29 protein-coding genes are annotated in these 26,177 nt (G+C 38.0%); 10 read left to right on the top strand and 19 right to left on the bottom strand.

The genetic code is table 11. From position 1 onward, the window contains the following. Both HWQ49_RS09145 and HWQ49_RS09140 read left to right on the top strand, forming a co-directional pair. Positions 1-909, top strand: coding sequence for an ABC transporter ATP-binding protein (locus HWQ49_RS09145; RefSeq protein ID WP_188207307.1), 909 nt, complete (start codon positions 1-3; stop codon positions 907-909). Beyond that, positions 909-1,682 carry an ABC transporter permease gene (locus HWQ49_RS09140; protein WP_188207306.1) on the top strand — a complete coding sequence of 258 codons (774 nt, stop codon included), beginning with the start codon at positions 909-911 and terminating at the stop codon, positions 1,680-1,682. Before HWQ49_RS09145 ends, HWQ49_RS09140 begins: the two co-directional genes overlap by 1 nt. Before the next feature lie 48 nt (positions 1,683-1,730). On the opposite strand, the gene pilO is transcribed toward HWQ49_RS09140, so the two are convergent. The 7 genes from pilO to HWQ49_RS09105 all read right to left on the bottom strand — a co-directional run bounded on the left by pilO (position 1,731) and on the right by HWQ49_RS09105 (position 8,029). Beyond that, positions 1,731-2,291, bottom strand: coding sequence for a type 4a pilus biogenesis protein PilO (gene pilO, locus HWQ49_RS09135; protein ID WP_188207305.1), 561 nt, complete (start codon positions 2,289-2,291; stop codon positions 1,731-1,733). Further along, on the bottom strand, positions 2,288-2,821 hold the full coding sequence (locus HWQ49_RS09130) for a PilN domain-containing protein (protein ID WP_188207304.1): 534 nt from the start codon (positions 2,819-2,821) through the stop codon (positions 2,288-2,290). Before HWQ49_RS09130 ends, pilO begins: the two co-directional genes overlap by 4 nt. Position 2,822: 1 nt before the next feature. Next, positions 2,823-3,788 (bottom strand): type IV pilus biogenesis protein PilM, encoded by a 966-nt coding sequence (gene pilM / locus HWQ49_RS09125; RefSeq protein ID WP_188207303.1) that lies wholly within the window; start codon positions 3,786-3,788, stop codon positions 2,823-2,825. A gap of 20 nt (positions 3,789-3,808) precedes the next feature. After that, the gene (locus HWQ49_RS09120) at positions 3,809-4,564 is read right to left on the bottom strand and encodes a prepilin peptidase (protein ID WP_188207302.1); all 756 of its coding nucleotides are present in this window, start codon (positions 4,562-4,564) and stop codon (positions 3,809-3,811) included. 62 nt (positions 4,565-4,626) lie between these two features. After that, positions 4,627-5,097, bottom strand: coding sequence for a type IV pilin protein (locus tag HWQ49_RS09115; RefSeq protein ID WP_188207301.1), 471 nt, complete (start codon positions 5,095-5,097; stop codon positions 4,627-4,629). Positions 5,098-5,134: 37 nt separating this feature from the next. Then, a complete protein-coding gene (locus HWQ49_RS14840) occupies positions 5,135-6,340 on the bottom strand; it encodes a type II secretion system F family protein (protein WP_317450924.1) in 1,206 nt (401 codons plus the stop codon). Positions 6,341-6,370: 30 nt separating this feature from the next. Further along, a complete protein-coding gene (locus HWQ49_RS09105) occupies positions 6,371-8,029 on the bottom strand; it encodes a GspE/PulE family protein (RefSeq protein ID WP_188207300.1) in 1,659 nt (552 codons plus the stop codon). A 137-nt stretch (positions 8,030-8,166) separates the two neighbouring features. On the opposite strand from HWQ49_RS09105, the gene HWQ49_RS09100 reads away from it, so the two are divergent. Genes HWQ49_RS09100 through HWQ49_RS09090 form a run of 3 tightly spaced genes read left to right on the top strand, consistent with a single transcriptional unit; the run spans position 8,167 to position 10,284 of the window. Further along, complete coding sequence (locus HWQ49_RS09100; RefSeq protein ID WP_188207299.1) at positions 8,167-8,595, top strand: type IV pilus modification PilV family protein; 429 nt, start codon at positions 8,167-8,169, stop codon at positions 8,593-8,595. Then, entirely contained in the window at positions 8,592-9,074 is a 483-nt protein-coding gene (locus HWQ49_RS09095) for a hypothetical protein (protein WP_188207298.1), read from the top strand. Before HWQ49_RS09100 ends, HWQ49_RS09095 begins: the two co-directional genes overlap by 4 nt. Continuing rightward, positions 9,064-10,284 (top strand): hypothetical protein, encoded by a 1,221-nt coding sequence (locus tag HWQ49_RS09090; protein WP_188207297.1) that lies wholly within the window; start codon positions 9,064-9,066, stop codon positions 10,282-10,284. Before HWQ49_RS09095 ends, HWQ49_RS09090 begins: the two co-directional genes overlap by 11 nt. Before the next feature lie 37 nt (positions 10,285-10,321). Here the strand turns inward: HWQ49_RS09090 and HWQ49_RS09085 are convergent, their stop codons facing one another. From HWQ49_RS09085 to HWQ49_RS09065, 5 genes are all read right to left on the bottom strand, one after another. Continuing rightward, a complete protein-coding gene (locus tag HWQ49_RS09085) occupies positions 10,322-11,191 on the bottom strand; it encodes a DNA-3-methyladenine glycosylase family protein (RefSeq protein WP_188207336.1) in 870 nt (289 codons plus the stop codon). Positions 11,192-11,265: 74 nt separating this feature from the next. Then, on the bottom strand, positions 11,266-12,051 hold the full coding sequence (locus tag HWQ49_RS09080; RefSeq protein WP_188207335.1) for a polysaccharide deacetylase family protein: 786 nt from the start codon (positions 12,049-12,051) through the stop codon (positions 11,266-11,268). A gap of 466 nt (positions 12,052-12,517) precedes the next feature. Beyond that, complete coding sequence (locus HWQ49_RS09075; protein WP_188207296.1) at positions 12,518-13,837, bottom strand: Na+/H+ antiporter family protein; 1,320 nt, start codon at positions 13,835-13,837, stop codon at positions 12,518-12,520. Positions 13,838-13,956: 119 nt separating this feature from the next. Beyond that, positions 13,957-14,109 carry an SE1561 family protein gene (locus tag HWQ49_RS09070; RefSeq protein WP_188207295.1) on the bottom strand — a complete coding sequence of 51 codons (153 nt, stop codon included), beginning with the start codon at positions 14,107-14,109 and terminating at the stop codon, positions 13,957-13,959. A gap of 11 nt (positions 14,110-14,120) precedes the next feature. Then, complete coding sequence (locus HWQ49_RS09065; protein ID WP_188207294.1) at positions 14,121-14,507, bottom strand: OsmC family protein; 387 nt, start codon at positions 14,505-14,507, stop codon at positions 14,121-14,123. 102 nt (positions 14,508-14,609) lie between these two features. On the opposite strand from HWQ49_RS09065, the gene HWQ49_RS09060 reads away from it, so the two are divergent. After that, positions 14,610-15,773 (top strand): MFS transporter, encoded by a 1,164-nt coding sequence (locus HWQ49_RS09060; RefSeq protein ID WP_188207293.1) that lies wholly within the window; start codon positions 14,610-14,612, stop codon positions 15,771-15,773. Positions 15,774-15,812: 39 nt separating this feature from the next. Here the strand turns inward: HWQ49_RS09060 and HWQ49_RS09055 are convergent, their stop codons facing one another. From HWQ49_RS09055 to HWQ49_RS09045, 3 genes are read right to left on the bottom strand one after another with little or no spacing between them, the layout of a single operon-like run. Continuing rightward, on the bottom strand, positions 15,813-16,643 hold the full coding sequence (locus HWQ49_RS09055) for a YihY/virulence factor BrkB family protein (RefSeq protein WP_188207292.1): 831 nt from the start codon (positions 16,641-16,643) through the stop codon (positions 15,813-15,815). Between the two features lie 13 nt (positions 16,644-16,656). Next, complete coding sequence (locus HWQ49_RS09050) at positions 16,657-16,923, bottom strand: hypothetical protein (protein WP_188207291.1); 267 nt, start codon at positions 16,921-16,923, stop codon at positions 16,657-16,659. Positions 16,924-16,941: 18 nt separating this feature from the next. Then, on the bottom strand, positions 16,942-17,412 hold the full coding sequence (locus HWQ49_RS09045) for a low molecular weight protein-tyrosine-phosphatase (RefSeq protein WP_188207290.1): 471 nt from the start codon (positions 17,410-17,412) through the stop codon (positions 16,942-16,944). Between the two features lie 921 nt (positions 17,413-18,333). Here HWQ49_RS09045 and HWQ49_RS09040 point away from each other — a divergent pair. After that, a complete protein-coding gene (locus tag HWQ49_RS09040; RefSeq protein ID WP_188207289.1) occupies positions 18,334-19,167 on the top strand; it encodes an HAD family hydrolase in 834 nt (277 codons plus the stop codon). Between the two features lie 95 nt (positions 19,168-19,262). Here HWQ49_RS09040 and HWQ49_RS09035 read toward each other — a convergent pair whose 3' ends face one another. Further along, positions 19,263-19,994 carry a YkgJ family cysteine cluster protein gene (locus HWQ49_RS09035; RefSeq protein WP_188207288.1) on the bottom strand — a complete coding sequence of 244 codons (732 nt, stop codon included), beginning with the start codon at positions 19,992-19,994 and terminating at the stop codon, positions 19,263-19,265. A gap of 206 nt (positions 19,995-20,200) precedes the next feature. On the opposite strand from HWQ49_RS09035, the gene HWQ49_RS09030 reads away from it, so the two are divergent. Both HWQ49_RS09030 and mreBH read left to right on the top strand, forming a co-directional pair. Continuing rightward, the gene (locus tag HWQ49_RS09030) at positions 20,201-20,332 is read left to right on the top strand and encodes a YflJ family protein (protein ID WP_188207287.1); all 132 of its coding nucleotides are present in this window, start codon (positions 20,201-20,203) and stop codon (positions 20,330-20,332) included. A 130-nt stretch (positions 20,333-20,462) separates the two neighbouring features. Next, on the top strand, positions 20,463-21,470 hold the full coding sequence (gene mreBH / locus HWQ49_RS09025; RefSeq protein WP_188207286.1) for a rod-share determining protein MreBH: 1,008 nt from the start codon (positions 20,463-20,465) through the stop codon (positions 21,468-21,470). Between the two features lie 225 nt (positions 21,471-21,695). Here mreBH and HWQ49_RS09020 read toward each other — a convergent pair whose 3' ends face one another. The 3 genes from HWQ49_RS09020 to HWQ49_RS09010 all read right to left on the bottom strand — a co-directional run bounded on the left by HWQ49_RS09020 (position 21,696) and on the right by HWQ49_RS09010 (position 24,427). Then, the gene (locus HWQ49_RS09020) at positions 21,696-22,610 is read right to left on the bottom strand and encodes a DMT family transporter (RefSeq protein WP_188207285.1); all 915 of its coding nucleotides are present in this window, start codon (positions 22,608-22,610) and stop codon (positions 21,696-21,698) included. An 85-nt stretch (positions 22,611-22,695) separates the two neighbouring features. Further along, entirely contained in the window at positions 22,696-23,469 is a 774-nt protein-coding gene (locus tag HWQ49_RS09015; RefSeq protein WP_188207284.1) for an ABC transporter permease, read from the bottom strand. After that, positions 23,456-24,427 carry an ABC transporter ATP-binding protein gene (locus HWQ49_RS09010; protein WP_317450923.1) on the bottom strand — a complete coding sequence of 324 codons (972 nt, stop codon included), beginning with the start codon at positions 24,425-24,427 and terminating at the stop codon, positions 23,456-23,458. Before HWQ49_RS09010 ends, HWQ49_RS09015 begins: the two co-directional genes overlap by 14 nt. A 193-nt stretch (positions 24,428-24,620) precedes the next feature. On the opposite strand from HWQ49_RS09010, the gene HWQ49_RS09005 reads away from it, so the two are divergent. Next, positions 24,621-26,105, top strand: coding sequence for a potassium/proton antiporter (locus tag HWQ49_RS09005; protein ID WP_188207282.1), 1,485 nt, complete (start codon positions 24,621-24,623; stop codon positions 26,103-26,105). The last annotated feature ends 72 nt before the right edge of the window (positions 26,106-26,177 follow it).

Here is a 26,177-nt window from a genome sequence, read left to right as displayed (position 1 = left end):
ATGACCTTAATGTCAGTTGAACAGCTCACAAAAACCTACCAATCAACTAATGTTGTAGACAATATATCATTCACCTTAGAGCCGGGTAAATGTGTTGCCTTATTAGGTCCAAATGGGGCTGGTAAAACAACTACCTTACGAATGCTTGCAGGTTTTATCAAGCCCACAAGCGGCACGATTAACTTCAGCGAGGAAAACTTTAAAAAAGATGTCAGGAACTATGTTGGTTACTTACCACAGTTTCCTGTCTTCCATAACTGGATGACCGGTGAGGAATTTTTAATTTATGTCGGCCAACTCTCTCATCTAAGCAAACAAGAAGCAAAAGCTCGTGCTCATGAATTACTAGAGCTTGTGAACTTAATAGATGCTAGAAAACAACGCATCTCCAAATATTCAGGTGGGATGAAGCAGCGATTAGGTATTGCCCAAGCGTTAATTCATCACCCTAAACTGATCATTCTAGATGAACCTGTCAGTGCCTTAGACCCGATTGGAAGACGTGAAGTACTTAATCTAATTCGCGAGCTAAAAAAAGACGCGACAATCCTCTTCTCAACACATATCCTTAACGACGCTGAAGAAATTAGTGAAGAGATTTTATTACTTCATCACGGAAAGATGATTAAACAAGGCTCCATTGAAGAAGTAAGTGATTCACAAGACACCGTTTCGATTCGCTTAGCCTTTTCAGAAGAGCCAAAGTTTATTGAAGAACGGTTAAAAGAAATTGACTCTGTCTTTAAAGTCGTTCGACAAGAACATGGATTCATTATTACCGTTCACGATTTAAATGCTGCTAGAAACCAATTACTAGATACGATAAAAAACGAGGATTGGCAGTTAACCAAGTTTGAAGTAGCTAAATCGTCATTAGAGGATATTTTCATGAAGGCGGTGACTGAATAATGCAGTGGACGACCATTTTCAAAAAAGAATTGCTAGAGAACTGGCGAAATTTCAAATGGATCTGGGTACCGATTGTTTTTATTTTATTTGCGATTATGGATCCGTTAACAGCCTACTTTCTACCACGAATACTAGAGACAGTTGGTGGACTACCAGAAGGAGCAACGATTGACTTTCCAATGCCTTCGGTTGCAGAGGCGATGATGATGAGTTTTAATCAGCTCGGCATGATCGGTGTATTAATTACCATCGTGATTTCTATGGGGCTCGTTTCAAGTGAGTTAAAAAGTGGTGTCTATGAGCTTATTTTATCGAAGCCTGTAAGCTATACTAACTATATAACAGCCAAATTCACTTCTATTCTATTATTAGTATCAGTGGCGTTGTTAGCTTCCATTTTGGTGGCTTGGTATTACATCAATATTTTATTCGGTTCAATAAGCTTTACACAAATTCTAATCAGTACTTTTTTCTTCATCATCTATTTCATGTTAATTCTAGGGATTGTCATGCTATTTAACACCTTCTTTAAATCCCAAGGTATGGTGGCATTTTTATCGATTGTTACCATTATTGCAATTAATGCGATAACAAGTATCTATAGTCACGTGTTAACTTGGAGTCCAGGATTGATTAGTGATTATATTGGTGTTTATTTTTACTCCGGTGAAATTGAAACGGAAACCTGGTTTAGTTTAGCAATTGCCATCATATTGACAATCATCTGTCTAATGATTGCCATAACAACATTAAAAAACCGAGCTATAGAGTAGTCAAAAAGCCGCTTATGAAAAGATCTAACCTTCTCATAAGCGGCTTGTTTATTCATCATAAGCAAAGACAGAGAATTGCATGCGAAAACTGATATCATCTTCGCTTCCAGTCTGAATTTGTAAAGAGTTAATTTGTATTAAGCGGTCATGCGTTTCAAACTCATCAACAAAGCGTTCTAATTGGCCGAAAGAACCGGTTTGACCATTAATTAGCATCGTTAAAACTTCAATCTCTTCAGTTCCTTGCTCAACCTCTTCTTCAAACAGCTCATTAACTGTCACGACTTCATGCTCCTGGTAGTCATAGGATTGAATCGTTGAATTTGTTCGTGTTGCTGCCCGGTTAACAATCCGGATCACCTGTGCCTCATCCATATGTCGTGGTAGGCGTGCACGCAGATCATTAACGGCAATCTCCTCTTCTTCCATCTCTTCTACACTTTCCTGAAGAGCCTTGCTCATCTGCTCATTTAAACGGACATCTTCCTCTAAGTCACTGACCTCTTGTTGCAAACCATTAATATAAATGAAATAAAAAATTCCGGCAACAATGATTAATAGTAATGGCCATATGATCATCATACGCTTTTGGGTATTGGTTAGTTTCATGATTCCACCTCTTCTGTTTCGAGGTTGACCGTATAGCTTGTCACGTAATGGTCCTCATTCTCATTGTAGTTAATCGTATGGATTGTCACGTCATTCAGACCATCCAACGCCCTTAATGCCTGATAATAACTAACCGCCTGTTCGTTAGTGTTCGTTTGAATCGTTAAATCAATCGTCAATTCATCCAACCTAAATGAAATGAGCATCCCACCACTTGGGATCGCGTCAATAATACGACTCATCATTGCTGTCGTATTGGAAAAGCCACCATCCAATTCCTCAATTAGTTGTGCCAACGCTTCCGCTCGCTGGTATTCCTCATCCCCCTCAAGCTCAGCCTGTAAAATCGCATTCGTACGCTCTGTCTGTTGTAAGCGATCAGATAGAGTTTGCTGCTGTTGGTTTAGATCCCAAACAAGGTATCCTGCACCAGTAACCACCACAAAGGTAAACAAACTTAAAGTGAAATAAATCCAAAATGGAGTTCGATTCTTTTCCTTCTTCGGTAGTAAATTGATATCGACTAACATGTTAACGTTCACCCTTTAACGCTAAGCCATAAACGTTATGAAACTTCGACTCTAAGCTCATTCCCTTTGGCCCGTTTAATTGATCTTCATCTAAATAAACAATTGGCGTTTCATACCCTTCTTCCATTCGGTCAATCATTTGATCTAAAAAGGGGTGATCACCTACGATCGCGATCTTAGAAAAACGCTGTTCACCCTCGTTCATCGCCATTTGATAAAAACGCTCTACACGCTCAACTTCAATGTTCATCTCCTCAAACTCTTCCATGACTAAATCACGATTAAAATCTTCTTTTGACATGGTAGGACCTAATTGATTCGTTACCATTTCACTAGAATCTAGGTCAAATTCCTGTAAGAAAATCGGTGTGTGATCCACAAACGCACTAAAAATAACGCGATCAATATGATACTGAATTAATAAAAATCTGTCTTCTTCACTCACCAAATCTTGATGATAAAAAATACGATAATAATTAAGTGGTGAAATATCAACAACTTTCACCTTCAAGCCCACATCATCTAACAACTCAACGTATTGATCAACCACACCACGGTCTGTCGAAATTAAACTAACCTCATGCTGATCCGTTAGCTGCCTAATATATACCGTTTCAAAAATTGACTCCTCAAAAGGTAAATGAATCGTCTCACCGAGATTAAAGTTAATAAATTTTTCCACTTCATCCTTAGGGACATCTAAAGGGATCATCTGCTTACGAATAAATACAAGCGAATCTGGCATCGATAAACGAATTGACTTCCGCTTCAATCGCCACTTCTTTGCACACGTCTGGATAATCTTTTTGAAGGCTTCTTTCTCCTCAATCACCCCATCAACAATGACACCTGACGGCAAAAAGTGCTCCCCCATCCGTTCGACTTCATTAGATGAACCCTTTTTCGGCTCTATATAACGAATGACATAATCGCGGATCTCTAGATTGATCATATGTTTCTTTCCCATTTCATCATCCACCTAAATTACTAGAATAACTGCCAATACCAATTGATTAATGAATCCCCATAAAAGTATGTAACTAATGCTGCAATGGCAATAAACGGTCCAAATGCAATGGGCATGCCGCGCTTCACTTTACTAAAGGCTATTAAGGCTATTCCGATGAAAGACCCGATCAGTGAAGCAAGCATCAAGGTTAACAGTACCCCTTGTATACCCAGCACTAAACCTAATACGCCAAACAGCTTAATATCGCCACCACCCATGCCTCCTCTACTAATTAAGGCAATCACAAACAACAGTCCAAAACCAAGCGCAGCCCCAAGATATGCATCATACCAAGGGTCAAGTGGTAACCATAATCTAATTATAACAAAAACCAATACAAAAAAAGCCAAAACACGGTCCGGAATAATCTGTTCATGCCAGTCACTCACCGTAATAATGACCAATAAACTAATCAATAACCAAGCTACCACCAATTCTACATCAAATCCAACTCGGTAAAAAGCAAACACAAACAATAACCCTGTGATCGCTTCAAAAAACGGATAGACTGGTGAGATTGGTTCATTGCATTGACGACAACGCCCACGTTGGATTAGATATGACAAGACCGGGATTAATTCGTAGACCCGTAACCGTTTCTGGCATTTCGGACAATGCGAAGGTGGGTAAACGATCGACTCACTTTTCGTCAGCCGTAATCCAACCACATTATAAAAAGAACCTAAAACTAAACCTAAAACGAGAATGTATAAGTAGATAAAAAGCAACGACATCATTCCTCAGAATTCGTATGGTATGTATAAAGAAAGCGCGGGCAAAGCCGCGCTTGTGATTATTATTCAGAACCTTGTCTTACAGGAGCGTCATTATCTGTATCATCATTTCTCAATTCTGAGCCACTTACATCATTTATTTCAGAAATAGATGCTCCGTCAAATTCAACGTAAACATTTCCATCAGTACCTTTACCTGTGAGTTCATTCTCATCATCTGAATTAATCTTTACAAAAACCCCTTGATCAGCTTCCAACTCTTCCCAATCACTTAAATCACCGTCAAGGTAGTTTCCATCCACCAAATCTTCCAAATCGACATCGTCATCACTTATATTATTTGTGATTGCATATAAATCCGCAGCTTCAATTATATTTATACCTGTTGCCTTCACACTATCATACCTCGAATCCTCAATCACATTCGCAATCGCCGGTACAGCAATCAACGCGATGATCCCTAAGATCACAACAACTGCTAGCAACTCAACTAGCGTAATCCCTTTCTCGTTTTTCAATAACCTCTTAAACATGGTTCCATCTCCTCCATAATAATTATTTATATATCTTTTATATTTGATTAAATATTTCAAACATCGGGATGACAATCGCTAATACGATCGTCCCTACGATTAGTGACAAGCTAATAATGAGTAATGGTTCAAGTAATGATTTTAACTGCTCAGTTGCCGTATCGACGTCATTTTCATAGAAGCTTGCGACTTGATCGAGCATTTCATCTAGTGAGTTGGTCTTCTCTCCAACTTCGATCATCTGTGTAACTAAATAAGGATATGCCCAATGTTCCTTAAAGGGTTCTGATAACGTACTTCCTTGTTTTAAGGATGTTCTCGCCTTCTTTAAGGTTTCTCTTAGCTCACGGTTGCGTATGGTTTGTTCGGTTAAGTTAAGGGCTTCAATGATCGGTACATGGTTATAAAGTAGTGAGCTTAGTGTCCGAGTCATTGATGCGATATTAGATTGTAGGGCCAATTTACCAAACCCTGGTGTCTTAAGCAAATAGTAATCCAGCTTTCGTCGGATCTCTTCTTTTTGATAAAGTGATATGACTACTAGCATAATGGCAATAGTCACTAAAATCATTAACAACCAATAGTTTTGTAGCAGATGACTAATCGATAAGACAAACTGTGTGATCACCGGGAGTTCAGCATCAAACTGAGTAAACATGTCCACAAACTGTGGAACTACGTATAACATTAAGAAAATCACCACTCCAATGGCAACGATAGCCACCGTTACTGGATAGGCAAATGTTGATTTCACCTTCTGTCTCGTCTGTTGCTGTTTACTATAATACTCAGCTAGTTTATTGGTCGTCTCTTCTAATGTGCCACTCGTTTCTCCACTATGAATCATATTAACAAACATGCTCGAGAAAATATGAGGGTGTTTTTTTAAAGCATTGGTTAGCGAACTTCCCTGTCGCATGTCGATCTCAACATAATACAGCGTCTCTTTTAACATTTTACTGCTTGTCTGTTCTCGTAATATATTAAGCGACTCGACAATTGTTAATCCAGCTTTAAGTAATGCACCGAATTGTTGTAAGAAGATGACGAACTCACGATGCTTAACAGGACTTCCGATATGAATATCTTTAGACCAGATCGACTCTTTAATTTCTTCGATCCTCTCGATCTTTAAGCCCGACTCTCTTAATCTTATCTTTGCTATATCTTTATTATATGCTTTTACTTTGCCTTTTTTGATATTTCCGTTATAATCAGCTGCGACATATTTAAAGGAAGCCACTTCTCATACCTCCAACACTCATCGCTTCACCTATTCAGCAGCAACTCTAAAGACTTCTTCTGTTGTTGTTAAGCCTTTTTCAACTTTTTTCAGGCCGTCTTCAAATAGTGTGACAAAACCTTGTTCTTTAGCGACTTGTTCAATTTCTATTTTCGATTGACCATTTAAGATAGCTTCTCTAATGGGTTCATTAATATAAAGCACCTCGTGAATAGCTGTTCGACCCCGATAGCCAGTCATGTTACATGCCTGACAGCCTTCACCTTTTCTCACATGATCTAGTTGAATTCCGTATTTGTTTAGGACATCGCGTTCACGTTTAGAAGGTTCTTTTTCAACACGACAGTCTTGGCAAATCGTCCTGACTAAACGCTGGGCAACGACGCCATTTAATGACGACCCAACTAAAAACATTTCAACATCCATATTAATTAATCGACTGATTGCCCCGACTGAGTCATTTGTATGTAACGTACTTAAGACTAGGTGACCTGTTATCGAAGCACGAACAGCCATACTTGCCGTTTCCGGATCACGAATTTCCCCAACCATAATAATGTCTGGGTCTTGTCTTAAAATCGAGCGCAAACCAGAAGCGAAAGTCAGTCCAACTTGCTGATTGACCTGAATTTGATTAACCCCTTCCAGCTCATACTCGACTGGGTCTTCAACGGTGATGACGTTAGACTCCTCGCGATTTAAATGTCTTAAGGCTGCATACATAGTGGATGTTTTACCTGAACCAGTTGGACCTGTTAGCAAAACAATTCCATATGGTTTCTCGATCATTTCTTTAAACTTTTCAAGATGTTCACTTTCAAAACCTATATCTTCCATCCGATTGGCTACAGACATCGTATCGAGCACACGAATCACGACTTTTTCACCAAATATCGTTGGTAAAGTACTGACACGCAAATCCACATTTCGTCCTTCAACTTGACGTTTGATCCGACCATCCTGTGGAATCTTCTGTTGTGTTATATCTAAATTGGCCATAATTTTAATTCGTGTCGTTAGTGGGGATTGTACACTCTTAGCTAGGGTTTGTTCTGTCCTTAGTGCTCCATCAACACGTAAACGAATGGTGACTTGAAATTCTTGAGGGTCAATGTGGATATCACTAGCTTTTTCAACAACGGCTTGTTGAATTAGTTGGTTCATTAGCTTAACGACAGGAGACGATTCCTCTTCAGATGTTAAATCTGGTGTTTCATCCTCTTCACTCAAATCTGAAAATTGATCACTCAGATCCTCCCGTTCATACAGCTTCATGATACTCTGTCTGATCTCATCTTTCGTCGCAATCACAGGTTCAACCTTAAAACCTGTTGATAAGCGTAAATCGTTCATAACAAAATAATCTAATGGATCAGCGGTTGCAATATATAATCGATTCTGTTCTCGCTTAAGCGGAATGATATTATGTTCGATGGCAAATTCTTTAGGGACTAGATTTAAAATTGACTGATCGAAAGAATAATTATATAGTCGAACATGAGAGATATCTAACTGTTTTTGTAAAACTTCTACTAGCTGTAGCTCTGTGATAAATCCTTCTTCTATCAATTTATCACCAAGCTTTTGGTTAGAATCTTTTTCTTCTAGCGCTTTTTTGAGTTGCTCTTCGGTAATTAATCCTTCTTGTACGAGTAATTCACCGAGCCTGAGCTTGATTCTACGTGCCAAGTCGACCTTCCTTTCTCATACAGTCATACTTTACTAACTAAGACTTTATGCTACATTAGTATTAGAGCTTTTTTATTACAAAGGCTTATCATTCATATTATAATAGCAATTGATAAAAAAATCGAGGTTTTTATGAAATGTTACAAAATATATTTAAGAACGACAAAGGAGCCACATTAATTGAAGTTCTAGCATCTCTAGTCATTCTATCCATTGTCTTGATTGGATTTTTCACGATGTTTACCCAGTCGGCTTTAATGCAAAACGTTACCGAAGATGAAGTCATTGCGACCAACCTTGTACGACAAGGATTAGAGGATGTAAGAGAGCTTGCCGGCAATACCGTTGAGCCTGGGACATATTCTAATTTCAACCAAGACGGATTACCACAAATACCCTCTGTTAACACTGATGGGCAGTTTTTAACTAATCCTGATCACTACCTTATTTTAGAAGTCGAAGAGGAGCCAGTTTCTAGCCGATTATTAAAAGCTACCATTTCTATTACCGATGAGGAACAAAATGTCAAAACGCAAACTTATACCTATATTGAGGTGGACTCATGATCACTAACGAGCGTGGACTTACATTAATAGAGGTCTTAGCAACTATTGTTCTCACTTTTATCATTGGATCTCTCGTCTTTTCTGTTACCCATACAACGATCGAAAATTATCAACAAAGCGAATTGCGCTCAAAAGCACAAACTGACAGTAATCGTTTAATCCACCGTCTAACAAGTATTCATCAAACGGCTTATAGTTACACTATTGAACAAGAAACAGATTCTGTGATTCATATTGAGCGTGATAATGGCGAGACATATACATTTGATGGGTCTCCTTTACAATATGAACTAGCTATTGAAGGTTCAACCATAGAACATGGCGTTCCAGTAACCATACCGTTGTCAGAAACTTTAAGTATTAATTTTTCAGTGCAAGTCACCCAAACTGATAACCCACGATTTCGTCCATTAACGATATCGACTCGAATATCACGGATTACTCCAGCTGGAAGTGGGGGCGAATTTGATGATTCCTAAACAGATCAATAACCAAAATGGCGCGACGCTAATTATCGTCCTAATGACGGTTGTCTTAATTATGATCTTCGCGACAACGATCATGAGTAGCATCCTCACTACCGCTAAACAAAACGATATTATCCAAACCGACTATCAGGCAACTCACATCGCAGAAATGGGTGCCTATTTTATTAGACAAGAAATGATTGCCTACATTAAAGAAAATGATATTGATTTAGAAGATCAAGATTATTTTGATTCTATGGAAGTTTATTTAAACAATCAAATAGATGAAGTAGAGGTTGACCCAGAGGACTCTAGTATCTTTTTTGAATTAGAAGATGGAATCGACGTTACCATAGATGAAAGCACGGCTAACATTACAGCCACTGTCATTGGTTACAGCCGAGATTATCAGCGTGATCTCCAACTTAGCCTCTCAATTGAATCAGGTGAGATGCCTCCTGAGGACTGGGATGAAGAGAGTGAAGAACCACCGCCTCCACCAGAGGCTCCGGATCAAGAGTATGAAGAAGAACAAAATTGGAGTGGTGACGATTGTACAACTGATTCAGATCAATCTTTTTATTTTAAAGATGGGGCAACCATTAGTTGTGACAATATGGAAACAGGTGATTTTTATGTGGATAATCAATTTAGCATGCAAAATAACTCATCCTTAACTATTAATGGTGTTGGTGTTTTTCAAGGAATTGATGTGAGTAATCTATCAACAGTCACCATCTATGGTGATGCCTATATCGACACTCAATTAACTAGCGGGAATAATCCGAACAGTGAATTCCTCGCTTGTGGTCACTCACGCTTTAGTCAAGGTATTGACTATCAAGGGAGTTTTGCCGTTAGAGGCTATTCGATTGTTGATGGTCCTGCCTATTTCAAAAATAATAACGGCCTGATTAGATTAGGTAATGATACCGAATTTAAAGACGGATTAACATTAGACAATGCAGACCTTCACGCAGGTGGTCATTTAACCATCATGCATAATGAAACCATTGATGCAATTTCTTACTTAAATGGAATTGGGGGGAACATCTTAATTGCAGGTGATTTGACCATTATTAACGGAAATGGTGTTGAGGAGACAAATCCACCGAGTAATGCTGTGAATTATAATTATGAAGAGCCCGACTTCCCAGAATGTGAAGGAGTTGAACTTGGAGAATTTGACCCTGATGTCTCTTTAGATGATGGTCAATATTAAAAAAGACCCGTCAATTCATTTTGCCGGGTCTCCTTAATTATCCTTCTATACTTCTCCATAACGTTAATGCTGCATAGCTTTGGTATGGTGACCAACGTTCAGCTGCTTTTTCGATTTCGTCTTTTTTTGGTTTCACTTCCATCTTCCACTGTCTCTTTAATGCATTTTGGATCCCTATATCAGCCGCAGGGAATAAGTTTTCACGACCTAGGGCAAACAAAAGCCAGTTTTGTACAGTCCAAGGACCAACACCTCTGACTTTTCCAAGTTCTTTCATCACCTTCTGAGATGGCTCTTTTGCCAACTTTTCTAAGTCTAAATCTCCATTTGCGATTAATCGCGATGTGTCAATCACGTATTCTGCTTTTCTTTGGCTAAATTGTAGCTCACGTAAATCTTGATAATCCAACTCAGCAACTGTTTCTGGCGAAGGATAAAACCAAGCTCCATCCACTTGATCACCATATTTTTGGACAAAGCGTGTTGATAACGTATAAGCGAACTTCATATTCAACTGCTGATGGATAATCGCTTTCATTAACGCATTATAAAGATGAAAATCTCGTACAATCGGTGTCCCAGCGTAAGTGAAGAAAAGCATGGCTAAATCCGTTTCTTCAAAAAACTCCTGAACATCCTGTAAGTCACGATCCCATTGAAAGATGTTGCGAATATGCTCAAAGATGACATCCTGGTCATCGTCATAATCAGACATCACGGAAAAAACAGGCTTTTCAGTCGTTCCTTCCGCTTTTACACGTACGACACAACGGTCATCTTCTAAGTAAACCGGCACATCCACCCAACGTTCTTTTAAATTCACATGATTGATCGGATCCATAGCTAACCTTTGTAATGCGTAGTCAAAATCATAAATGCCTGCTGCATGGTAGTACTCTTTCCACATCATACCTCTCCCCTTTGTTACCGTACATCATATAACTAGTTTACAATTATTCCCCTAAAGATAGCAAAAAATATTTATCCTAGTGGTACTTTTTGCTGCCATAATAAATCATCTAACGAACCGAACTCATATCCCCGATCACGAAGTTCATCAATTAGATAGCTTAACGCTTCAGCATTATCTTCGTTAACTGCATGTAATAAAACAATCGCACCCGGATGGATTTGTTTAATCACTTCGTCAAAAGCATGCTTCCATCCTTTATTTTTATTTTTTTCCCAATCAACAAGTGAAACCGTCCAAAAAACATTCGTATACCCTAGCTCATCTGTTAGTTTAAGTGTTCTTTCACTAAAGACACCTTTTGCAGGACGGAAAAATTGAACAGAATCCTGATTAGTCGTATTAATAATTTTCTCGTCTAATCTTCTTAAATCCTCTTTAACCACTTCATCACTATGTTTAGTATAATCCAGGTGGTCATCGGAGTGATTCCCGAGAATATGCCCTTCATCAACCATACGATTAACCAAGTCAGATGCGTCTGTTACATAATGACCTGATAAGAAGAATGCTGCAGGTACATCTTTTTCTTTAAGAACATCTAACATCGACTCGGTATACCCTTCTTCATAGCCATGGTCAAATGTTAAATAAACCATACGATTTTCCTCATCACCTAAATAAATCCCATTATATTTTTCAATAAGTGGTGCGTAAAAACCAAGATTAGGTGGTTGTTCATTATACTGCTTTTTATAACCATATCCGTATCGCTTATTTGATACATCTTCTGCATCAACAGGTATAGCTGAACATATCATAGCCACACTTATAAGAAACATCAACACTCGTTTCATTTTCAAACCTTTTCCTCCTTAACGTCACGACCAATTAAGTCTTATTACACACCTTATTTGTAATATGGCTAAACTGTTTCTAAAGTATGACTGGAAGGCTTTGGCTAAAAAAATAACCCTGCCACAATTGTGACAAGGTTATTTTAGGAGGCTATTTGACGTTTTAGGAGTATCTGGAGGTTGTTTCGTCTATAAGAAACTTTTTAATTAACGATTTCTTCCGGGTGCTCGGCTTTTTTGTTAATTAGAGTCAGTTTAATTAACGGTTCCTACTCTGTAACTACTCATTTCGTCAATTAGAGCCTCCCTAATTAACACTTTCGCCTTGCCGACTAGCCATTTCGTTAATTAGAGCTTTCCTAATTAACACTTTCACCTTTCTGACCCGCTGTTTCGTCAATTAGACCCACTCAACTCTCACTCCATTGAACGACGACCTAACCACTACCAGCCAAAACTCAAACTTTTATAACATAATCGAAGCGATCCAACCAAAGATAAAGATCGGGATATTAAAGTGAATAAATGTTGGTACACAAGTATCCCAAATGTGGTTGTGCTTACCGTCTACATTCAGACCTGAAGTCGGTCCAAGTGTACTGTCAGATGCTGGACTTCCGGCATCTCCTAATGCGCCTGCTGTACCAATTAACACAGCAATAGCCATAGGTGAAAAGCCTGCTGCTGTTGCGATTGGCACATATAAAACTGCTAAGATTGGAATCGTACCAAATGAAGTTCCAATTCCCATAGTGATGACTAAACCAACAGCTAATAAAATTAATGCAATGATACTCTTTTGTCCTTCTAACAAACTAGATGATGCATTTACTAATGCTTCAACTGAACCCGTTTCTTCTAAAATTCCGGCAAAACCAGAAGCCGCTAGCATGATAAAGGCAATCATCCCCATCATACTGATCCCTCGACTCATTACGTCCTCAATCTGACGGTATGGAACAGCAACTAATAAGAACATGAGCACAAGACCCGTTAGTGCCCCTAGAATCATTTCCTCAGTTACAATTTGAACCACTAATGCAGCTACAATTGCAAGAATTGTCATGAGGTGTTTACGTTCAAAGACAAATGGTGTATCATCAACCTCTTCAAAACTAGTCGGTTCACTATCAGGTTCAACTTTGCTATAATCACGCTTTTTACGATAAGTAAATGTCAAAGCAATGATTAAACCAAGTAGCATTCCTAGACCAGGAATAATCATTGCTAAAGTAACTTCGGATAAAGCAATGTCAATTCCGTTCTCCTCCATATTTTCCTGAATAAGCCCTTGGAAAATCAGACCAAATCCAAGTGGAATCGTCACATATGGAGCTTTAAGACCAAATGTTAATGCCGTTGCAACCGCTCGTCGGTCAATTTGCAAACGATCGAACAACGCAATTAATGGTGGAATTAATATCGGAATAAAAGCAATGTGAACCGGAATAGCATTCTGTGATAACGATGCAATAACAACGATCACAGTAAGAATTAACCCTCTTCTACCTTTAATCGCACGGCGTAAAAACTGAACAAATCCCTTCGTAATACCGGTGAATGCGATCGCTACGGCAAAACCACCTAATAAAATATAACTAATCGCTGTATTAGCCCCATTAGCTGTGTTTGTTGTAAAAGTCTTAATTAAGTCTTCGAACGATAGACCTGCCATTACTCCTGCAGTCATCGCTGAAACAACAATAGCCAATAGCACATTAACTTTAAGTAGACTAAGTACAGTCATTAATAACACTGAAATAATAACAATCCATGATAAATCCATCTATAACTTCTCCCTTTTCGTTTATCTCAATATCGCGTTAACACTTTATCATAATAAAATGTTAGATCAAAAAAATCAACCCCCTTTTTAAAATTTATAATTGGGAGTTGATTACAGAGTTATTTTAGTTTCTCTTCCATTTCATTGAGCAGATGAATATATTCATCGATATCTTCGACCGTCAGTTTTTCTGGGTCGATATTTTCAAATTGCTCTAATAAATAAGCTAAACGTGATTTGAGTGCTTCAAGGTTTTGTTTTGGCTCTGACATAAGATTGCTCCTTACTTGTTAATCACTTCAACAGTTTCTTTGACATCAATGGTTGGGACAACTGATTGAACCATTGAACAATTTTTCGAAGCTGTTTGTAAGCTTTTTTGTAATTTCTCCTCATTTAAATTTTGCCCAGTTACTTTAAAATGTAGTGATACTTTTTCGATTTTATTGACCGAATCGTCACTACGTTCAACGTTGGCTTCAATGGTCATTTCATCGTATTCAATTTTTTGCTTTTTTAAAATACGCTTGTACACCAAGGCGCTACAACCTGCTAGGGATGATACCATTAATTGAAAAGGGCGGAACCCCTCTGTCTCATCGCCTGAGATGGTTAACTGATCATATGGTAAATCAGATATAATGTGTTGATCTGTTACATTAAATTTCATACTTTTGCGCTCCTTACTCTAAATTTTGTGTTGGTTGCTTTCATTTTAACACGATTTTAAGATACAATGTCATCAAGTTTGCTTCGATCAGGAGGTGGGCACTTGGTAACAATACGAGGAAGATTTGCCATATTAGTTTCGTTGGTGGGGATTTCTGGCTTTTCACAAGGGATGTTACTCCCTTTAATCGCCATTCTATTAGAAGATCAAGGTGTTTCTTCAACCATCAACGGACTTCATGCAACAGCTCTATACATAGGAATTTTAATTATTTCACCATTTCTTGAAGCACCATTAAGAAAATATGGCTATAAACCAGTTATTTTAATAGGTGGAGCACTCGTTTTTTCTTCTTTGTTTTTCTTTACCATCTGGGAATCGATATGGTTTTGGTTTATCTTAAGGTTATTGATTGGTATCGGGGATAATATTCTTCATTTTGGAACTCAAACATGGATTACAACAACTACCCCTGTTCATAAACGGGGTAGGTCAATTGCAATTTATGGACTTTCTTTTGGACTCGGTTTTACCATTGGTCCACTTATGTCACCATTAATAGAAGTTAGTCCATCCTTTCCATTCATTGTTAGCTCTGTACTCTGTTTACTCGTTTGGTCTTTGATGTTCTTAGTGAGAAATGACTTCCCCGTTCAAGATGATGACGTTCAAGTCGCTACATCAAAGACAACCCATCGTTTCAGTGGTGCTTTTAAATATGCTTGGGTTGCCTTATTAGCACCATTTACTTACGGCTTCTTGGAGACTACCTTACATAGTAATTTCCCTGTGTATGCATTACGGATCGGCCATGAGGTTACCATGATTTCGGTAATTATTCCATGTTTTGCAGCCGGCAGTATTATTTCACAAATTCCACTAGGTATATTAAGTGATAAAATCGGTCGGGTGAATGTCTTATCACTAGTACTTAGTGGGGGGACCATTACCTTTATAATCACAGCACTATTCGAACACAGTCTTATCGGGTTATTTATTACATTTACCCTTGCTGGTATGTTAGTCGGTTCGCTCTATTCGCTAGGAATATCCTATATGACTGACCTACTTCCAAAGTCTTTATTACCTGCTGGAAACATTTTATGTGCTGCAATGTTTAGCTTTGGCAGTATCGCTGGACCTTTACTGGGTGGAGCTTTTATTGACTTACTACCAGAGGTGTCGTTTTTCTATATCATTGTCATATTCTTATTAATTATCACCATTACGATGATTACGAAAAGACCCAAACCTGAATCAGCTTGAAATTAAAAAGACCGCAACTCCCATATGAGGAGTTGCGGTTTATTTAGATAACAATCGCCCTTTATATTTATCCAAAATCGCATTAACCTGGCCTCCAATGACGATCATCATCGCTGATAAAAATAACCAGATCATTAACACTATCACACCACCTAAACTGCCATAGGTAGCTGAATAATTAGCGAAATTCGATACATAAAAGGAAAAACCTAATGAGGTCAATTGCCAACCAATTGTTGCAACAACTGCTCCAGGCAAGGCATGTAAGAGTTTAATTTTCCTACTCGGCGCTAAGATAAAAAGAATCGTCAAGACGAAGATCATCACTAAAGACGAAACGACCCAACGCATCGATTCCCAAATATTTAAAAACTGCTCTGAAACCCCAAAAAATGAGAAGAAAAATTCTCCAATTAAACGCCCAAATACAGGTAATACCAATGCAACGGCAATGACCAGAATCATTAAGATTGTCATCGCGATCGCTAAAAAACGTGTGATAAAAACAGAACGATCCTCATCAATCTGATAAGCTCGGTTAAACGCTCGAATCAATCCATTTACACCGATTGAAGCAGACCAAATCGTCCCAATTAGACCAATAGATAGTAATCCACCATTTCTCTGCTCCATTAAATAATCAATATTATCTCTAACTAACCCAAGTGTATCTGGTGGGAAATAAGTATCGACCATACGAAAAACCTGGTTTTCTTCGATTGGTAAAAAACCGATTAACGTCAGTAAGAAAATCAGGAATGGTAATAACGATAATAAGAAAAAGTAGGCTAATTGTGCAGATAATCCGATGACTTCATCGTCTGTAAAGCGGCGAAGTACCTCACGCCAAAATTTTGAATCAAATATCACAAAGGCTCACCTTCTACCTAGATTCAGAATCAGCTCTCTCACTTAACTTTTTCTCAATTTGGTCTAATTGATTCACAAATTGTTCTACGCTGGTTGAAGCTTGGTCCAGCCTTAAGCGTAGCTGATGAATCGTTCGTGAGGGATGGTGATATATTTCCTTGAACTGATCCAAAGCTTCTTTGGACTGGTTAATAACATGATGACGCTCTTCTTGCTTAAACATCGCAAAACTAAACCCTACTACTGCTCCGACTAGCATACTTTTTTTCCACAATCGCATCTTAGCACCCCTCCAATTTTAAATATCTTGTGAACTACGAATATCGTGTAAGAGATACTCACACGCCTGTGAAACCAACTCATAGGTCTCGTCAAAGTCCCCTGTAAAGTACGGATCTGGTACGTTATTAACTGATGAATCTGGTAAATAGTCCAATAACTTCTTCACTTCTGCTTCAGACTGAGAACCTTTCATTTGATTCAAGGCTTTTATATTTTCATCGTCCATTGCAATGATATAATCAAAATGAACAAAATCTTCTTCTGTAACTTGTCTTGCCATCAGACCATTTGCATTAATTCCATGTTCTTTTAGCTTTGTTAACGTTCCTTCATGTGGTGAAGAGCCAACATGATAATCTGCAATTCCAGCTGAATCGACGACAAACTTTTCATCTAATCCTTTCACAGTTAACAAATCCTGAAAAACAGCCTCAGCCATTGGCGAACGACAAATATTACCCAAACACACAAATAAAACTTTTACCATATTGACCACCTTCAAATTATTATTCCCTTTATCTATATCCTACCTTCATTAATCATAAACAAAAATATCTGATAACAAAAGGATTTCCCCTACAATGTTATCCAATTTTTTCTGAATTCATTGTCTAGTTTTATGTGATAGCTCATCTAAACTCATATGTATATAAATCTCGTGAGTAGTGGTTTACAAATCACACGACAGCCTTCCTCCTATTTCCCTTCAAGTATATTTTACAAAAAATACGAGCAAAATAGTAGAATTTAGCTGTTAATACCTTTAAGTTAAAAAACTTAATTCTGAGCTAGTGATTGGGTAGATATGTATTCTGCACCTTGATTTTCTAGGGGGAGTGGGTGGTGAGGTTAATGATGAATCAGAAGTTTTTTTGATGAATTAGGAGTATTAATCATGAATAGCTTGATTTATTGATGAATGTGGACTTTTAATAAGGAATAACTTGATTTATTGATGAATTCTCATTTTTATTAATGAATCTCTTCCACTAATTGATGAATACCGATGATTAATTGGCGAATATGAGATATTATTACTGAATGCACCATATTATTTACTGAATCATCACCCTTAATTGAGAAATCAAATCCTATACGACTTTCGCCCCTCTTCATCCGACCTTCACACCCTCTCGTCCGACTGTCACCCCTCTTCATCCGACCTTCACACACTCTCGTCCGACTTTCGCCCCTCTTCATCCGACCTTCACACACTCGCATCCTACTGTCACCCTCTTCATCCGACCTTCACACCCTCGCATCCGACTGTCACCCCTCTTCATCCGACCTTCACACACTCTCATCCGACTGTCGCCCCTCTTCATCCGACCTCCACACCTCAGATATTAAATTAATTTAACCACCAATACCTCTTGTGGTAATATTAAATCAATAGAGAGAAGGAAGGATGAATAGGATGTATAATCGCTTGATTGAAAGCCATCAAGTTGCGATCTTTGATTTGGATGGTACATTATATGAGGGGACTGAGCATTTTAAACTACATACAGAGAACTTAAAGGCTCATCTCAATGAGCAGGAACAGCAACAATTCCAGGCTATTTATGATCAGATTCAAAAGGGAAATCACCCTGTACAAATTGGGAAAATTTATGATGGTAAGCGTGACTTAATTTGGACATGGGATCCGTTCACTGAGGAATTAACAGAAGCACGTAATTGGGACGATGAGGTTGTTGAAGTTAGCGATGCGCCGAAAAATATTAAAGCGGCCGACTTTGATTTTAATCATTGGGTTCCAATTGGTGATGGCTGGTGGCCACCTTATGCAATTGCGCGTCACTTCGGTATTGCCGTTGATACTATTCAGGAATGCTATAACAAAACCAAAGAGCAAATGTCGGAATTAGATGGTTTCTTGAACCAAACTCCTGGCTTAAAAGAATATTTAGCTTCTATCCACCAAGATCATACACTTATAGTTTGTACGAATAGTGATGAGGAAGATGCCAAACGCCTACTTAAATTCCTTGAGCTTGATGATTATTTCGTTGAATTAATTTCATGGGCACGTAAACCCGTCTTTACGAAGCAACATTTTGAATATGTATTAGATAAATATCAAGTCAAGCCTGAAGATACGATTTCTATTGGGGATAACTTCATGAATGAAATCGCCCCAGCTTTACAATTAGGTATGTCCGCAATCTGGTTGACTGATTCTCAAGTTAAACCCGTCAATGATGACCGTTTGCTCATGGTCGAGACCTTAGCACAATAAAAATAAGGAGCATCCCCCTCGGTGCTGCATCCAAAATTAGAGTAAAAATCTAGCTTTTGGGGTGCACTACCAGCACAGGGTGCTCCTTTTAATATCTATTCTCTTTCCTCAATCCATTCTTTTAAAAACACGGGCAAATAGTTATATTGGAAAACATCTGCCGGATAATCAATCGCATGGCCATCTTCCATAGCAATCTCTTGAGCTACTTCATTCAAATTTCCCATATAATCTTCATATAAAAATTCAAAGCTAACCGCTTCTTCCGGCACTAGCTGCTTCTCACAAATTTTAGGATCCATGTAATTCACATACGTACGGCAAGGAAGTGGACGCCACTCATAGGCCATACACGTATTTGTTTCTGGGTCTAGTAATGGACAAGGCAACTGTTTCTTCATGTATTCATGCTTGATCTCCCCTTGTTCAAAATCAAGTGACGTACATGCCGCTACCTTTTCCTTCTGATTTATAAAGTAGCTTTGTAAATGTTGGACGAGTTGATCTCGTTGTTCCTCTTCCATCGATTCAATCCCACGAATGATCATATTCGCCTCAAGCTTGGTTACAATAATGGGAAAGTAACAACAAAACGCACACCCCATTTGACAGGTTGGTTGCATACCCATATGATCATCCATCTGATTCATTTGTTGGGAGACCTCAGCTAATAAGTTTTTATAGGCATATAATAAACGATCTTTCGGTTGTTGAGTCTCGTTGTCGATGGCTTGTTCAGCCACTTCAACAAATCGCTCGTCATTCAACTCGAATGACCCTAGTCTCTCTAAACGTTCCTTGACATCTGATAATGTTTTATATGACATGGTCCAAAAACCTTTCTAATTATAAGTGTTTATTTCGCAACAACTTATGATAACATATCTTCCATTACCCGTCTTCTAGTCTTTATTTTAAATAAAAGAACAAATTTCCTCATAAAATATAGGCTTTACTCTTTTTTATGTCAACAATTGATGGTAAAATATCTTTTGCAGACTTTTTAGGGTAAAACTCAGAAGGAGGGCTATTCATGTACGTAGGAACAAAAGGTTGGTACGTTTCTGAACTTAAAAAACTTGGCGTAAGCAACTATGAAGGTCGTAAAATAGAGAAGTATGATGCATCAACACTTGCAAACTTATTAGAAAGTAAGAAAAATTAACCAAGATTGTTACAGAGGCTCTCCCCTCTGTAATTTTTTTGTCAAAAATTCTTAACCGATATGGTTTATAAAACATGATAAACTAACGAATTGTATAGATAAATATAAATATAGGGATGGAGGCCATCAAATGTTTGCAAATGCAGAAATAGGAATCGACTTAGGTACTGCAAACTTATTAATATATAGCAAAAATAAAGGTGTTGTCTACAATGAGCCTTCAGTTGTCGCTGTTGACTCCAAATCAGGGAATGTCTTGGCTGTTGGACATGAAGCGAAAGATATGATTGGTAAAACACCTGCTAATATTACATCAATTCGCCCGTTAAAAGATGGGGTTATTGCAGATTATGAAGTGACATCACAAATGTTAACTGAAATGCTTAAAAAAGTTAGTAAGCGTATTGGCGTTTCCATGCGAAAGCCAAATGTCGTTATTTGTGCACCGACTGGTTCAACTTCTGTTGAGCGTCGTGCCATAGAAAATGCTGTGAAAGAATACGGCGCCAAAAACGTTCATATTATTGAAGAGCCATTAGCAGCTGCAATTGGTGCAGGGTTGCCAGTGGACGAGCCAATCTCTAATGTCGTTGTCGATATTGGTGGCGGCACTAGTGAAGTCGCTATTATTTCATTCGGTGGTGTGGTATCTGCACAATCGGCGCGCGTTGGTGGAGATCACATTGATGCTGCGATAATTCAGTACGTTCGCAAAAACTATAATGTTTTAATCGGTGAACGTACAGCAGAAACAATTAAAACCGAAATCGGTTACGCACTAATTGATCATGAACCAGTCATAATCGAGGTGCGAGGTCGTGATTTAGTTGCTGGTTTACCAAAAACCATTACATTAGACTCAAAAGAAATTCAAGAAGCAATCCGTGAACCGTTAGAGCATATTTTAGAAGCTGTTAAATCAACCTTAGAAAACTGTCCACCTGAACTAAGTGGTGATATTGTTGACCAAGGAATCACTGTAACTGGTGGTGGTGCACTACTTAAAGGTATGGCCGAATGGTTAGAAAGCGAAGTTGATGTACCCGTTCATATTGCAGAAAACCCATTAGAATGTGTCGCAATTGGAACAGGTAAGTCACTACAAATGATCCATAAACTTCAAAAAGCTTCCAAATAAATAACGAATGTTGAAGCTGTCTTAAAAGTCACAGACATAATGGCTTTTGAGACAGTTTTTTTACTGTAGATGAGCATGGGCATTCACTCTTCTCCAACTCCATAAAGGTTCAAACGCAATCAATCGTGAACCCCCACACATCAAAAAAAACAATCGAGAACGACCCATCCCCGATTGGTTCGCTAGTAAATGCGTCAATGACCAGAACTGATACTTACCGAATCATCAAACCTCTTCTCTTTTTCGAAAATACTTTATATTTCTAAAGTTCACATTCACTAATAAAACACCCAAAATAACAAGTAAACCACCTAAAGTTTGCTCGATCGTCAAATCCTCACCAAAGAATAATACCGCACCAATAGCTGTAAAGACCGGTAATAGATTGAGGAATACACTAGATAAAGACGGACCAATGTCTGTCACTGCCTGGTTCCACAAGACGAGTGCAATAAAAGACGGGAAAACACCTAAATAAAATAAACCTAACCAATTGGATAGCTCACCTAATGCTGAAGGTAACCCCACTACAAACCACTCAATAAACATTGAAGGTAGCAAGATAATCACACCAAATCCTAGCATGAAAGCTGCACTACCATACACTGGGAATTTTTCATTATGTTGCTTAACTGATATCGAATAAATCGCCCAGACTAATACAGCTAACAACATAGTCATATCACCCGTATTGAATTGTAGTGACATTAATACCTCCACTGAACCGTCAGAAATCACCCACACAGCACCAACGAATGAGATAAACATTCCTAATAATTGCCTCTTACTCAACCTTTCCTTTAGAATAAAATATCCAAGGATCACAGCAAAAATCGGTGTTGTTGCCTCGACAATTCCAGCATTAATTGCTGTAGTATAGTTAAGAGATAAATAAACCAAGACATTAAACGTCGTAATTCCTGTCAAGGCGAAAACTAATAAATACTTCCAATACTGACGAAAGACATCATGATACCAACGTACTTGCTTAATAGCAAAAGGTAGAACAACTGAAAAAGCGATCAAACAGCGAAAAAAAGTAATTGTTACTGGCGGCAAGTCATTGATCGCTTTTCCAATTAATAAGTTCCCCGAGAAGATGACGACTGTAACAATAAGAAATATGTATGATTTAACCATACAATCACCACCCTTGTAACCATGTTATCACGAAACCTCTTTAATTCAATAAGAAGTGGGCAGCTTTTTCACCACCCACTTTAGTCTAATACTGACTCAATAATCCTTTACTCATTGCGATTTTTTCACACTTCAAATAAAAAGCGACCCCAATTGCTAAATAGACTAAAGAGTTGATGATCAAGATAGAAAAATCTAATACCGTGAAATCCGTCCACGTATGGCCTTGAATCATCACTTGGCGAATCATATCAAAGCCTTTAACAAAAGGAGCAAAGACTAAAAATGGTGCAACATTCAAAGGAACAAAAGCCAATCCCATTAAAATAAACTGCAAGATTTGCAAGAAGGCTTGAATCTGTTTAAAAATAACGCAAGCACCTGCCAGCATAAATCCAACCCCTATAATCCCTATAATAGTTAACAACATAATGGGGATGACGATTGTCGGTTGCAAATTTAGCCATTGATTTGCTGTTAACATGGTCGCAAATAATAATAGAATCACGACTACACTATGAATCGCTAAGTAGCCAAGAAATCTTGCTAACAAAATCCTCCACACACCATACGGTGACATATACAGCTGCTCAAGTGTGCCTCGCGTGGCCTCTAAAGTAATCGTAAACCCAATGTTTTGTAAGGTCATCATTGTTAAATACCAAAACACCATATTGACAATCCCATACTGGATATTAGCATCAGCTGTTTGTGGATCACCAATTACATTAATCCCAAAAAACATCGCCAAAAAGATAAAGTAGAAGGTAAAAATTAAACTTAATGTATTTGGAAGATAACGCTTCAGTTCAATAAACTCAATTCTCGTATTGGCACCAACTAAATTAAGAAACGACATGCTGTTTACCCTCCTCACGAATCAACTGCATAAACACTTGTTCAAAATCAATCGTCGTTCGGTCTATTTTAGTAATTTTAGTTGCTTCGCTCTTTAAAATATCCATAAGATCATAGATGTCACCTTCATTTTCTAATGTGACTTCTAACTGTAGGTCCACCATTTGATATATCGGGAATTTTCCTTCTAATAATTGTTGTTGACGATCAGATAACGGACTCCCTAGAGTAATTGAGTAAGCACGAGTTTCAAATAGATTGATTAATTGATCAACTCGTTCATCAGCAATGACATGCCCTTTATTGATAATAACCGTTCGCTCACATAAATCTTGCACAACCGGCATGTCATGTGTGCTTATGATTATGGTCTTACCTTCCTCGTTAACAATCTGTTTGAGTAACTCCCTGATTTCATAACCCGTTTCAATATCGATCCCAAGTGTCGGTTCGTCTAGTAAAATTACATCACTGTCAGCAAGTAAGGCGATCGCGATTGCTAACTTTTGCTGCATTCCCCGAGACAAACTACTAACTAACTCATTTTCTTTTTGTTTTAAATCAAACTGCCTTAATAGTTTTTCAATATGATGTCTGACTTCCTTCCGACCTTTACCTCTATTACCCGAGAAATACTCTAGGTTCTCTCTAACAGTTAAACGCCAATAAATATTTCGATTACCTTCAAGTACAGCACTAATATGGTTTAATGCTTTTAGACGATTTTTTTTAACATCTACACCTTTTATATAGATGGTTCCTTGATCAGGACTTAAAAGGCCACAAATTGACTTTATCGTTGTTGTTTTCCCTGCACCATTGGGACCTAACAGACCTAATATCTCTCCTTCTCTTACATTAAAATTAATATCACTGATAGCCGTAACCAGTTCCTTTGTCTTCCTTTTTTTATAAACCTTTTTTAATCCCTTAACTTCAATAATATTATGCTCTTCCACCAAATCACTCCCCCATTTCATCACTTTCTCTTAATTAAACCATAAAATTTGTATCCTCCACATGACCTTAAGAACCTCTTTTGTTCCGTCTTAAGACTGAGATAATCTTCCAGAATTAGTGCATATCAAACGCATCATGTTTCGCATTATGATAAAATATAATTAATGTATAGGAAATTAAAGGGGACATGCGATGCTATCAGAAACATTTGGAAACGACGGACTGATATTTTTAATTGCTTTTCTTCTATTGAGTGGGATCCTTGCCGCTAAATTCTCAAGTCGCCTCGGTCTACCTTCACTAGTCCTTTTCATCGCTGTAGGTATGGCAATCGGTAGTGATGGATTAGGATTAGTTTATTTCGATAATGTCGCCATTGCTCAATTTATCGGTATTCTTGCCCTGATTATGATTCTCTTCGAAGGTGGTCTACAGACTAAGTGGAGTACGGTCCGATCCGTAGCTGTTCCTTCGATATCACTCGCAACAGCTGGAGTATTCTTTACCGCATTAATTACTGGCTTGGCCGTTCATATAATTTTAGATGTTACATGGTTAGAAGCATTATTATTTGGAGCAATCGTCGGATCAACTGATGCTGCTGCTGTTTTTGCGACTTTAAAAGAGAGAAACATTAAAGCTAAAATGGGGGCTACCCTTGAAGCTGAATCAGGGACCAACGACCCTATGGCTGTATTCTTGACATTAATGTTTATTGAATTAATAACTAATGAACAAACGGGTTTATGGAGTTTAGTTCCATCCTTCTTCTGGCAGATGGGGATTGGACTACTATTAGGTCTTGGTATCGGTAAATTAGCATCAATTGCTATTAATAAGATTAATTTGGATTCAAGTGGTCTTTATCCTGTATTAGCCGTTTCATTTGCATTAATTACTTATAGCGTTGCTTCGTTAATTGATGCCAGTGGGTTTCTTGCAGTCTATGTGGCTGCTTTAGTCATCGGAAATACTGAACTAACATACCGTTATTCGATCTTTCAATTCAATGAAGGATTGGCTTGGACAGCTCAAATCATTATGTTTATCATTCTAGGATTGCTTGCTTTTCCAGAGCAGGTTTTCCAATTATCTAACGTCTTCTCAGGAATATTAATTTCACTTGTGCTCATTTTTATTGCTAGGCCCGTTGCTATTTTCTTATCAACTATTGGTATGAAGTACACAATTAAAGAGAAAACCTTTCTTTCCTGGGCAGGTTTAAGGGGTGCTGTTCCAATCGTTTTAGCAACCTTCCCAATAGTTGCAGGAATTGAAAATGCAGATACTTACTTCAACATTATCTTCTTCGTCGTACTCATATCGGCACTCGTTCAAGGTTCAACAATTAGTTATGTCGCAAGTAAACTAGGGTTAATGGGGCCAGTCAAAGATACACCTCACCACTCGATTGAGCTAATTTCAATTGCCCAGGCCAATGCCGAAATGGTTCAATTTCAAACTAATAGAGATAATGCTATTGTTGGTAAAAAGCTGCATGAAATCGACTTTCCTAAGAAAGCTTCCATTAGTGCTATTGTTCGAGGTGACGATCTGGTTACACCATATGGGGATACAGAAATTCAAGCAGGTGACTTCCTTTATATCCTGGTTTCAAAAAAATACCACTCACAATTAATGAAAGTATTAAACAAAAAAAATGAGCAAGCGAAATAATCGCTTGCTCATAATTTATAATTATAGGGAGATATTTTACGAACTCTATTAAAACCATAACATATAATTAAC

This window comes from Alkalibacillus aidingensis, from assembly GCF_014595945.1.
In the GTDB taxonomy this organism is placed as follows: Bacteria; Bacillota; Bacilli; order Bacillales; family Alkalibacillaceae; genus Alkalibacillus; species Alkalibacillus aidingensis.
The sequence above is the reverse complement of the archived record's forward strand: the minus strand, read 5'-3'. Positions and strand labels throughout refer to the sequence as shown.

Excerpts from the sequence above, each read along its gene's own strand:
- HWQ49_RS09145 (WP_188207307.1), top strand. The coding sequence starts at position 1 with ATGACCTTAATGTCAGTTGAACAGCTCACAAAAACCTACCAATCAACT.
- HWQ49_RS09140 (WP_188207306.1), top strand. The coding sequence starts at position 909 with ATGCAGTGGACGACCATTTTCAAAAAAGAATTGCTAGAGAACTGGCGA.
- pilO (WP_188207305.1), bottom strand. The coding sequence starts at position 2,291 with ATGAAACTAACCAATACCCAAAAGCGTATGATGATCATATGGCCATTA.
- HWQ49_RS09130 (WP_188207304.1), bottom strand. The coding sequence starts at position 2,821 with ATGTTAGTCGATATCAATTTACTACCGAAGAAGGAAAAGAATCGAACT.
- pilM (WP_188207303.1), bottom strand. The coding sequence starts at position 3,788 with ATGGGAAAGAAACATATGATCAATCTAGAGATCCGCGATTATGTCATT.
- HWQ49_RS09120 (WP_188207302.1), bottom strand. The coding sequence starts at position 4,564 with ATGTCGTTGCTTTTTATCTACTTATACATTCTCGTTTTAGGTTTAGTT.
- HWQ49_RS09115 (WP_188207301.1), bottom strand. The coding sequence starts at position 5,097 with ATGTTTAAGAGGTTATTGAAAAACGAGAAAGGGATTACGCTAGTTGAG.
- HWQ49_RS09100 (WP_188207299.1), top strand. The coding sequence starts at position 8,167 with ATGTTACAAAATATATTTAAGAACGACAAAGGAGCCACATTAATTGAA.
- HWQ49_RS09095 (WP_188207298.1), top strand. The coding sequence starts at position 8,592 with ATGATCACTAACGAGCGTGGACTTACATTAATAGAGGTCTTAGCAACT.
- HWQ49_RS09090 (WP_188207297.1), top strand. The coding sequence starts at position 9,064 with ATGATTCCTAAACAGATCAATAACCAAAATGGCGCGACGCTAATTATC.
- HWQ49_RS09085 (WP_188207336.1), bottom strand. The coding sequence starts at position 11,191 with ATGTGGAAAGAGTACTACCATGCAGCAGGCATTTATGATTTTGACTAC.
- HWQ49_RS09080 (WP_188207335.1), bottom strand. The coding sequence starts at position 12,051 with ATGAAACGAGTGTTGATGTTTCTTATAAGTGTGGCTATGATATGTTCA.
- HWQ49_RS09075 (WP_188207296.1), bottom strand. The coding sequence starts at position 13,837 with ATGGATTTATCATGGATTGTTATTATTTCAGTGTTATTAATGACTGTA.
- HWQ49_RS09070 (WP_188207295.1), bottom strand. The coding sequence starts at position 14,109 with ATGTCAGAGCCAAAACAAAACCTTGAAGCACTCAAATCACGTTTAGCT.
- HWQ49_RS09065 (WP_188207294.1), bottom strand. The coding sequence starts at position 14,507 with ATGAAATTTAATGTAACAGATCAACACATTATATCTGATTTACCATAT.
- HWQ49_RS09050 (WP_188207291.1), bottom strand. The coding sequence starts at position 16,923 with ATGCGATTGTGGAAAAAAAGTATGCTAGTCGGAGCAGTAGTAGGGTTT.
- HWQ49_RS09045 (WP_188207290.1), bottom strand. The coding sequence starts at position 17,412 with ATGGTAAAAGTTTTATTTGTGTGTTTGGGTAATATTTGTCGTTCGCCA.
- HWQ49_RS09040 (WP_188207289.1), top strand. The coding sequence starts at position 18,334 with ATGAATAGGATGTATAATCGCTTGATTGAAAGCCATCAAGTTGCGATC.
- HWQ49_RS09035 (WP_188207288.1), bottom strand. The coding sequence starts at position 19,994 with ATGTCATATAAAACATTATCAGATGTCAAGGAACGTTTAGAGAGACTA.
- HWQ49_RS09030 (WP_188207287.1), top strand. The coding sequence starts at position 20,201 with ATGTACGTAGGAACAAAAGGTTGGTACGTTTCTGAACTTAAAAAACTT.
- mreBH (WP_188207286.1), top strand. The coding sequence starts at position 20,463 with ATGTTTGCAAATGCAGAAATAGGAATCGACTTAGGTACTGCAAACTTA.
- HWQ49_RS09020 (WP_188207285.1), bottom strand. The coding sequence starts at position 22,610 with ATGGTTAAATCATACATATTTCTTATTGTTACAGTCGTCATCTTCTCG.
- HWQ49_RS09015 (WP_188207284.1), bottom strand. The coding sequence starts at position 23,469 with ATGTCGTTTCTTAATTTAGTTGGTGCCAATACGAGAATTGAGTTTATT.
- HWQ49_RS09005 (WP_188207282.1), top strand. The coding sequence starts at position 24,621 with ATGCTATCAGAAACATTTGGAAACGACGGACTGATATTTTTAATTGCT.